The organism is Lysobacter sp. Root690 (assembly GCF_001427785.1).
Lineage (GTDB): Bacteria > Pseudomonadota > Gammaproteobacteria > Xanthomonadales > Xanthomonadaceae > Lysobacter.
This window is the reverse complement of sequence record NZ_LMHM01000013.1, coordinates 532,845-542,393: the sequence shown is the minus strand read 5'-3', so window position 1 is coordinate 542,393 and position 9,549 is coordinate 532,845. Positions and strand designations below refer to the sequence as shown.

Genomic DNA, 9,549 nt, shown 5'->3' with positions numbered 1-9,549 from the left:
CTGATGATCGGCATCAAGGGTTATGAAGTGCCGAAGAAGAATCTGCCGCCGGCCAACCTGGTGTTCCTGATCGATACCTCGGGCTCGATGAATTCGCCCGACAAGCTGCCGCTGCTCAAGAGCGCGTTCTCGATGCTCGCCCGGCAGTTGCGCCCGCAGGACCGGATCTCGATCGTGGTCTACGCCGGATCGGCTGGTTTGGTGTTGCCGCCGACCCCGGGCGACCGTCAGGAAGAAATCCTCGCCGCGCTCGACCGCCTGCAGGCCGGCGGCAGCACCAACGGCGGCGACGGCATCCGCCTGGCCTATGCGACGGCCAGGCAGGCTTACGTCAAGAACGGCGTCAATCGGGTGATCCTGGCCACCGATGGCGATTTCAACGTCGGCACGGTCGACAACAACGCGCTGGAAACCATGGTCGCCGATCAGCGCAAGAGCGGCGTCGCCCTGACCACGCTCGGCTTCGGCAGCGGCAACTACAACGACGAATTGTCCGAGAAGCTGGCCGATGTCGGCGACGGCAACCATGCCTACATCGACACCGTGCAGGAAGCGCGCAAGGTGCTGGTCGAGGAAATGGGTTCGACCCTGATGACCATCGCCCGCGACGTCAAGATCCAGATCGAGTTCAACCCGGCGCTGATCGCCGAATACCGCCTGATCGGCTACGAAAACCGCCTGCTCAAGCGCGAGGATTTCGCCAACGACAAGGTCGACGCCGGCGATATCGGCGCGGGCCACGAAGTCACCGCCTTGTACGAGCTGACCCCGGTCGGTTCCAGCGCGACCCGGTTGCCGGCGCTGCGCTACGCCAACGAGGCCGCGAGCAGCGGCGGCGGCAACGAGATCGCCAACCTCAAGCTGCGCTACAAGCGCCCGGGCGAGGATCGCAGCGTGTTGATCGAAACCCCGGTGCAGCGCTCCAGCCTGCGCGTGGTCGCGAGCGAACCGATGCGCATGGCCGCATCGGTCGCCGCGTTCGCCGATGGCTTGCGCGGCGCCAGCCAGTACGACGGCTGGGGCTGGGATCAGATCGCCGCCACCGCGCGCGGTCTCAAGCAGGCCGATCCCACCGGTCAGCGCGCCGAGTTCGTGCGTCTGGTCGAACGCGCCAAGGCCCAGATCGGCGAACTCAAGCCGAGCAGCGGCGTGGCGATCAGCGAGTAAGGCTGCGGGTGTCGTCCGTGGCGGGTTCGACGATGTCAGGCTCGTCGAACTGCGCGCGGACGGCACCCTCTTTTTCTCCGCCATCGAGCGGCGCGACCTCGCCCGATGCGTCGCTTGATGCATCGGCCGAACCGTCCAGCACGTCTTCGCCGTCGAAGATTCGCGATTCAGCGCGGATCGCCTCGGCCGGACGCCCGAACAGATAGCCCTGGGCGTAGGTGCAGCCGAGTTCACGCAGGACCAGCCGTTGCGCGTGGGTTTCGACCCCTTCGCCGATGGTGTGGATGCCGAGCGTGCCGGCCAATGCCTGGATCGCGCGTACCACCGCGATGCTTTCAAGACGCGATTCGCCGACCAACCCGGCGACGAAACTCTGATCGATCTTGAGACACTCGATAGGGAATCGATGTAAATACGACAACGCCGAAAATCCCGTGCCGAAATCGTCCAACTGCGCCAACACCCCGTGCTTGCGCAAGGTCTGCAACATCCGCAGCGCGCGCGGCACGTCGTCGAGCAGCGCCACCTCGGTGATTTCGATGCGCAGCCGGCGCGGATCGGCGCCGGCCTCGTCGATCATGCGCAACAGGCGATCGGCGAAATCGTGGGCGCGGAAATGCCGCGGCGACACGTTGACCGAGATATAGCCATGGCCGCCACGCGCGAGCTGCGCGATCACCCGCGCATACAAGATCCAGTCGGCCTCTTCGATCAGCCCGCTGTCCTCGCCCAGGCCGATGAATTCGCGCGGCAACAACAGCCCGCGTTTTTCGTGGCGCCAGCGCAGCAGCGCCTCGTGACCGATCACGGTCTGGTCGTCGAGCCGCACGATCGGCTGGTAGTGGGCGATGAAGGCGTCGCCGTTGATCGCGCGGCGCAGGTCGGCTTCCAGGTCGAGGATGCGCAGCGCCTGCTCGCGCATCTCCTCGTCGAACACGGCGAAACGGCCACGCCCAGCGCCCTTGGCGCGGTACATCGCCGCATCCGCGTCGCGCAGCAGCTCGATGCCGCTACGGTAGCGCGGATGCCACATGGCGATGCCGACGCTGGCCGACGGGAACACTTCGCGCCCGGCCACCCAGCACGGCTCGCCGAGCGAACGCAGCACGCGTTGGGCGAGGTCTTCGGCGACGATCAGGCCGTCGATGCTTTCGATCAGGATCGCGAATTCGTCGCCGCCCAGACGCGCGACCATGTCGGCGCTGCGCACCGTCGCAACGATGCGCCGGCTGCTTTCGATCAGCAGTTCGTCGCCGGCCGAATGGCCGACGCTGTCGTTGACCAGCTTGAACCGGTCCAGGTCCAGGAACAGCACCGCGAACGGGCGGTTGTCGCGCTGGGCGTGAGCGATCGCGTAATCCAGGCGTTCGAGCAACTGGCCGCGATTGGGCAGCCCGGTCAGCGCGTCGTGCAGCGCCTGGTGGGTAAGTTTCTGCTCGGCGCGCACGCGCTCGCCGATCTGGGCGACCAGTTCGGCGTTGGTGTGGGCGAGTTCGCGGGTGCGGGTGGCGACGCGTTGCTCGAGTTCGCCGTGCGCGGTGACCAGCCGGTCCTGCGCCTGCTTGCGCGCCAGGCCGATGCTGATGTGGTGGGCGACGAAAGTCAGCAGTTCCTGATCGCGGGCGTTGAAGCTGATCGCGCGCGAATAGCTCTGGATCGCGATCACCCCGACCACGGTGTCGTCGCGGAACAGCGGCACGCCGAGCCAGCAATGCGCGGCCGAACCGTGGCTGCGCACTTCGCCGCGGCTGTTGAGCTCGGCGATGCGGTGCCGATCGGCCAGCAGCGGCCGGCCCTGGCGGATCACGTATTCGGTCAGGCCGTCGGCGAGCCGGCGGGTTTCGCGGATCACGTCGCGTTCGTCTATCGAATACGGGAATTGCAGGCGCTCGCCGTCGTCCGACAGCAGCGCGATATAGAAATTGCGCGCGTACAGCAGCTCGCTGACCACGTCGTGGACCTGGGAATAGAAGCGTTCCAGGGTGTCGGAGGTGATGGTCAGCTCGGCGATCCGGAACAGCGCGCGCTGCAGCCGTTCGGAACGCTGGCGTTCGATGATCTCGGCCTGCAGATCGCGGTTGCTCAGCTGCAGCGCGTAAGTGCGCTCGGTGACCCGGCGTTCGAGTTCCTCGCGGGCGCGGAAGCGGTCGAGCGCGGTCAGGATGTGCTGGGCGACGAACGACAACAGCGCGCGGTCTTCGTCGCCGTAGCTGCCGGCGCTGTCGTAGTGCTGGACCACGATCGCGCCGCACACGCGTTCGTCGCGGCGCATCGGCACGCCGAGCCAGTCGGCGCTGTCGGGGCCGTGGTAATCGTCGTCGGCCACGCCCAGGCGCTGGCGCAGGTCGGCCGAACTGCCTTGCAGCGCTTCGCCATGGCGCAGCAGCGCCAGGGTCAGGCTGCTGGGCATCTCGTCGCCGCGGATCGCCTTCGCCGGATCGGCCACGTACGGATCGTTGCAATCGGCGAAGTACAAAAAACGCATCGTGTCGAGCACGTCGTCGTACAGCACGATGTAGAAATTCTCCGCGTACATCAGCCCGCAGACCACGCCGTGGATGCGGCTGAGCAGGTCGGTCATCTCCAGCCCGGAACCGGCCAGATCGGCGATGCCGTACAGGGCCTGCTGCAGGCGCTCGGATTTTTCCAGCGCCTCGGCGCGGGCATGCGCGCGCACCGCCGACAGGTCGGCGGCGACGATCCGCCGCGCCATCGCCAGCCAGGCCGCGCGCAACGCGGTCGGCAGGGCCTGCGGCAGGTGCGCGACAATGCTGGCGCGGCTGCGGTCCTCCAGCCACCACGCCGCCTCGATGCGATCGCCGTAACGATCGTCGGAGGCGCCGATCGCGGGCGGATCGCGTTCGAGCAGGACCCGCGCGGCATCGCGCAGCGCGTGCTCGCCGCCGGGGGTGCACGATTCGGAAATGTGGCCGTGCGGCGCAGCGCGCCAGCATACCACCACCTGGGTACCGGCCGGCAGCGCTTCCTGCAGCGCGCAGGCCAAGGCCTCGTCGGTGGAGGTCTCGCTGACCGTTGCCCCTTGCATTACTTCGTTCCGCACCGGTTCGCCGCCTTCTACGCAGGACGCAGGATAACGCGAGCTTCACGCCAGCGCCGCAGGCCGGGGCCTGGCCGGCAACCCCATCCCCGGCCTCGGGCCGTTGTTACCTGCATGCAACTGGCCCTGCAACCTTCGCTATACGACCGGCTTTCCTCGCGCAACCGCTTCCCGTCGGCGCCGCCAGGCCGTACCCTGCCGCGGATGAATTCCGCTGCGGATGCGAGCGACGACGTACTCATGCTGGCCTGGACGGGCGGCGACGTCGCCGCGTTCGAGGTTCTGTACGCGCGCCATCGCGGCCCTTTGTACCGCTTCTTGCTGCGGCAGATCCGTGATTCGGCGCTCGCCGACGAATTCTTCCAGGACATCTGGCAGCGCGTGATCGGCGCGCGCCATGGCTGGAAGCCCGATGCGCAGTTCAGCACCTGGCTGTTCCGGATCGCCCACAATCGCCTGAACGATCACTGGCGCGGCCTCAAGCACCGCCCGCCGGCGCCCGACGACGGCGACGAGCGTGCCGCGCGCGTGCCCGACCCGACCACGCCCGAGCGCGAACTGTCCGAATTCGAACAGCGCCGCCGCCTGCAGCGCGCGATCGAGGAATTGCCCGAGGAGCAGCGCGAAGTGGTATTGCTGCGCCTGGAACAGGAACTGAGTCTGGAGGAGATCGGCGAGATCACGGGGGCCGGCCGCGAGACGGTCAAATCCAGGCTGCGCTACGCGATGGACAAGTTGCGCGCGAGGTTGACCGAATGAACCGCCGTCCCGACGCTCCCGACCCCTTGTCGCCCGAAGAACGCGAGCTGGCCCAGCGCCTGCTGCGGCTGGGCCCGAGCGACGGCCCCTCGCCGGCGCTGGACGCGCGCATCCTCGCCGCCGCGCACGCCGCGGTGGCGACCGAGCAGCCTCGCCTGCGCGCGAAGCCTAAGCAACGCTGGCCGATGTGGATCGGCGTGGCCGCCTCGCTGAGCCTGGCGGTCGGCATCGCCTGGCAACTGCGGCCGGCGGCGACGGAGATGGAAGCGGCTCAGCAGGAACACGACGTCGCCGTGGTCGCGAGCGCCCAGGTCGAGCCGGTCGCCGACAGCGGCGGTGCCCAATCCGCCGAAATCCAGGCCGAAGCGGCCGCGGCAGCGCCGGCAGCGGTGTCCGCCGCCGATTCGGTCGCCGCGCCGGCGATACCGGCCGAGGTAGCGCCCGGCGCCGGCATGGCCGCCGACCGCGCGGCCGAGGCCGCCGCGCCGGTGGCGATGAAACCCGCTCCGGTGACCGCCCAGTCGGCACCACCCGCACCGGCGGCGCCGCCCAAGGCGATCGTCGAAGACGAAGCCGCCAAGCGCAGCCGCGCCGAAGAGGCCCCGGCCAGCGCGCAGGCCGCTGCAACCGAGGCACGGGCGACCAACCCCCTGCGTCGCATCAAGCCTGCGCCCGCCGAACGCGAACTCAAGTCCGCTCCCGCGATGCCACCGCCCCCGCCGCCGCCGGCACCGATGGGCGTGATGTCGGCGCCCGCGCCGGTCGAGGCCGCGCCCGCCGCCAACGCTGGATGGGCCTCGCCTGCGGACAACCTGAGCAGCAAGCGCGCCGCGAAGGCCGCGGCCGTCGCCGCGGACGCGGCGACCCTGGGCAAGGCCGAAGGCTACAGCGAGCGCGCCGACGTCCAGGCCGCGCCCGAGCCATCGAGCAAGAGCAGCAATGCCTCGCCGACCCTCGATCGGGTTGAAGTGACCGGCAGCCGCATCGGCAACGACGCCGGCAACGAAAGCCGCCTGGCCCCGGGCGAATGGCTCGACCGCATCCGTGGCTACCGCGATGCCGGCGAAACCGAGCGCGCACGCGAGAGCCTGCAACGCTTCCGCCGCGCCCATCCGCACACGCGGGTGCCGGACGATCTGCGCGCGCTGCTGAAATGAGCGCGGCCGTTGCCGGCGCGGTCCGACGCATGCAGCCGTGCGCGCGCATGAGCTCGCTGTCATAAGCCCGCTCCGATGAGCCCACGTCGATGAGCGACGGCGCCCCGACCGCGACCCTCGCCGCGCGCGCCAGCCACCAGATCGAGGTCAAGCACAGCCGCTTCCTGGCCGTGGCCGCGCCGGTGACCACCCCCGCCGACGCATTGACCTTCGTGCAGGACGTCGCCGACCCCGACGCCACCCACAACTGCTGGGCCTACCGCATCGGCGGCGAATACCGCTTCAACGACGACGGCGAACCCTCCGGCACCGCCGGGCGGCCGATCCTGGCCGCGATCGACGGCCAGGGCCTGGACCAGGTGGTGGCCGTGGTGACGCGCTGGTACGGTGGCATCAAGCTCGGCGCCGGTGGCCTGGTCCGCGCTTACGGCGGCAGCGCGGCCGAATGCCTGCGCCGCGCCGAACGCCGCGAACTGGTCCAATACGACGAACTCGACCTGGCCTATCCGTTCGAAGACATCGGCGCGGTCCATGCCGCGTTGAACGCCTTCGGCGCGCACAAAGACCACGAACGCTTCGATGCCGACGGGGTGCGCGTGCGGATTCGCCTGCCTACGTCGCAATTGCCCGCCTTGAAAGCGCAGCTGCGCGACGCCACTCGTAATCGCGTGCGCCTGGACGATCCCGGCGAACGGAGCCCAAGCCGATGAACGCCACCCGATGACAGACTCAAGCGCCGGCTACCGAGCCGACACCCGCCGCGACCTGCAGAAAGCCCCGATCGGCAGCCTGAGCACCTTGTGGCCGTTCGTTCGCAAGTACCGCGGCTTGTTCATCGCCTGGCTGTTCGCCCTGGCCGCGTCCAGCGCCGCGACCCTGAGCATGCCGCTGGCGTTCAAGAAAATGATCGACCAGGGCTTCGCCCAGAGCGCCACCGGCGGCGGCAGCGGCGCGATCGACCAGGCTTTCCTGATCCTGTTCCTGGTCGCGATCGCGCTGGCCCTGGCCACCGCGCTGCGCTTCTACCTGGTCTCGCTGCTCGGCGAAAAAGTGGTCGCCGACCTGCGCGAAACCCTGTACCGCCATGTGATCGCGCTGGACGCGGGCTTCCACGACCGCACCCGCAGCGGCGAACTGGTCTCGCGCCTGACCGCCGACGCCGAACTGCTGCGCAGCGTGGTCGGCTCGAGCATGTCGGTGGCCCTGCGCAGCTCGGTCACGGTGATCGGCAGCCTGGGCATGCTGTTCTATACCAGCCCGCGCCTGGCCGCCTACGCCCTGGTCGGCATCCCGCTGGCGGTGCTGCCGATCATCATCGGCGGACGCAAGCTGCAGAAGATCTCGCGCTCCACCCAGGACCGCATCGCCGACGCCAACACCCTGGCCGCGGAAACCCTCGGCGCGGTGCGCACGGTCCAGGCGCATGCGCGCGAACCCTACGAACAAGGCCGTTTCAGCGAATCGCTGCGGATCGCGGTACAGACCGCGCGCAAGCGCATCACCGCCCAGGCCCTGGTCACCGCGACCGCCATCACCCTGGTGTTCGGCGCGATCACCCTGGTGCTGTGGTCCGGCGCGCACGACGTGGTCGCCGGCCGCCTGAGCGGCGGCACCCTCGGCCAGTTCGTGCTGTACGCCTTGATCGGCGGCGGCTCGATCGGCGCACTGGCCGAAGTCTGGAACGACCTGCAGCGCGCGGCCGGCGGCATGGGCCGGATCAGCGAACTGCTCAACGAAGACAACGCGGTGCAGGCGCCGGCGCAGCCCCTCGCGCTGCCACGACCGCTGCGCGGCGAGATCGTGTTCGACCGTGTCGCCTTCCACTACCCGCAACGCGTCGATCTGCCGGCGTTGCAGAACTTCAGCCTGCGGGTCAATCCCGGCGAGACCGTGGCCCTGGTCGGCCCGTCCGGCGCCGGCAAGAGCACCGTGTTCTCGATCCTGCTGCGCTTCCACGATCCGCAGAGCGGCGCGGTGCGGGTCGACGGCATCGACGTGCGCGACACCGATCCGGCCGACCTGCGCGAATCGATCGCGCTGGTGCCGCAGCAACCGACCATCTTCGCCACCACCGCGCGCGACAACATCCGCTACGGCCGGCTCGGCGCCAGCGACGAGGAAATCGATCAGGCGGTGCGCGCCGCGCATGCCGAGGATTTCATCCGCGCCCTGCCCGAGGGCCTGTCGACCGAACTGGGCGAACGCGGCGCGCGTCTGTCCGGCGGCCAGCAGCAACGCATCGCGATCGCCCGCGCCTTGCTCAAGGACGCGCCGATCCTGCTGCTCGACGAAGCCACCAGCGCGCTCGACGCGCAAAGCGAACGCGCGGTGCAGCAGGCGCTGGAAACGCTGATGGAAGGCCGCACCACCCTGGTCATCGCCCACCGCCTGGCGACCGTGCTCAAGGCCGACCGGATCGTGGTCATGGACCGCGGCAACATCGTCGCCGAAGGCACCCATGCGCAGTTGCTGGCCGAAGGCGGGTTGTATGCGGAACTGGCGAAGTTGCAGTTCCTGGACTGAAGCGCGGGGGCTTCGCGGCGCGCGTCGATAGACGCGGGTTCGTGGTCGCGGCTTGCGCCGCTTCTACAGTCGTTCCGCCAAGCCCTTTCGCGCCGCATCGACGAAGCGACTGCAGGAGCGGCGCAAGCCGCGACCACGCCAATGCAATCACCGGCGAAACCTGATCGCAACCCGTACAACTAAGCGCCCGCATATTCAACGCCACAGCGGCTGACATGGCTGCTCGCATCGACGAAGATCGCCGCGACTCCCCGCGGCCGCCGCCATGCCCGATATCGCCGTAGCACCCCACTCGCTCCAATGCCTGCGTCCCTGGCTCCTCGCCGCGACCCTCGCCCTGCCGCTGACCACCTGGGCCGCGCCGCCGCAACCCAGCGTGGAAACCCTCGGCGTCTACAGCAACGTGCGCATCACCGGCAGCGGCGATGACCCGCACGCCGAGGGCTACGACTGCGAGCTGTACCGCGAGAATGGCCAAGTGTTCGGCCTGTTCTATTCCTCGCAGGGCATGGTCGGCGACACCCCGCGCGGACGCCTGCAGGACGTTCGCTACGACCCGGTCAAGCGCACGCTGTTCTTCCGAGCCAAGCTCACCCTCGGCCAGGAGATCAACCGCGATACCGGCCCCGACGGCCGTCCCTCGCGCGATCTGTTCGAATTCGACGGCACGCTCGACGGCAAGCGCCTGAGCGGCCGCCTGACCCACCGCGATGGCTATCGCCCGAGCGAGCCGGGCGAACGCGAAACCGTGACCCTCACGCTCGACCGCGAGCGCAGCGCGCAGGCGCGCGAGTTCGCACCAGCCAGTCGCAAGGCCTGGCAAGCCGAAGACGTGCCGATGGGCCCGCAATGGTGATGCCTGGCCGGCACCTTTCGATCCCCCAC

At 69.1% G+C, this 9,549-nt stretch carries 7 protein-coding genes; 6 read left to right on the top strand and 1 reads right to left on the bottom strand.

The genetic code is table 11. The features are described from left to right. Positions 1-1,167 (top strand): YfbK domain-containing protein (locus ASD86_RS14380; RefSeq protein WP_235567761.1); only part of this gene is annotated, 1,167 nt, incomplete at its 5' end. Here ASD86_RS14380 and ASD86_RS14375 read toward each other — a convergent pair. Then, positions 1,157-4,213 (bottom strand): EAL domain-containing protein, encoded by a 3,057-nt coding sequence (locus ASD86_RS14375; protein ID WP_082578349.1) that lies wholly within the window; start codon positions 4,211-4,213, stop codon positions 1,157-1,159. The two genes, ASD86_RS14380 and ASD86_RS14375, sit on opposite strands and share 11 nt — an antisense overlap. A 216-nt stretch (positions 4,214-4,429) precedes the next feature. On the opposite strand from ASD86_RS14375, the gene ASD86_RS14370 reads away from it, so the two are divergent. The 5 genes from ASD86_RS14370 to ASD86_RS14350 all read left to right on the top strand — a co-directional run bounded on the left by ASD86_RS14370 (position 4,430) and on the right by ASD86_RS14350 (position 9,520). Beyond that, positions 4,430-4,984 (top strand): RNA polymerase sigma factor, encoded by a 555-nt coding sequence (locus ASD86_RS14370; protein ID WP_036112363.1) that lies wholly within the window; start codon positions 4,430-4,432, stop codon positions 4,982-4,984. Beyond that, entirely contained in the window at positions 4,981-6,141 is a 1,161-nt protein-coding gene (locus ASD86_RS14365; RefSeq protein ID WP_056111642.1) for a hypothetical protein, read from the top strand. The genes ASD86_RS14370 and ASD86_RS14365 overlap by 4 nt, the downstream gene beginning before the upstream one ends. 89 nt (positions 6,142-6,230) lie before the next feature. Then, positions 6,231-6,851 carry a YigZ family protein gene (locus tag ASD86_RS14360; RefSeq protein WP_056111640.1) on the top strand — a complete coding sequence of 207 codons (621 nt, stop codon included), beginning with the start codon at positions 6,231-6,233 and terminating at the stop codon, positions 6,849-6,851. A 10-nt stretch (positions 6,852-6,861) separates the two neighbouring features. Next, on the top strand, positions 6,862-8,664 hold the full coding sequence (locus ASD86_RS14355) for an ABC transporter transmembrane domain-containing protein (protein WP_056111638.1): 1,803 nt from the start codon (positions 6,862-6,864) through the stop codon (positions 8,662-8,664). A 265-nt stretch (positions 8,665-8,929) separates the two neighbouring features. After that, positions 8,930-9,520, top strand: a complete 591-nt coding sequence (locus ASD86_RS14350; protein ID WP_056111636.1) for a hypothetical protein — start codon at positions 8,930-8,932, stop codon at positions 9,518-9,520. Positions 9,521-9,549: the final 29 nt, after the last annotated feature.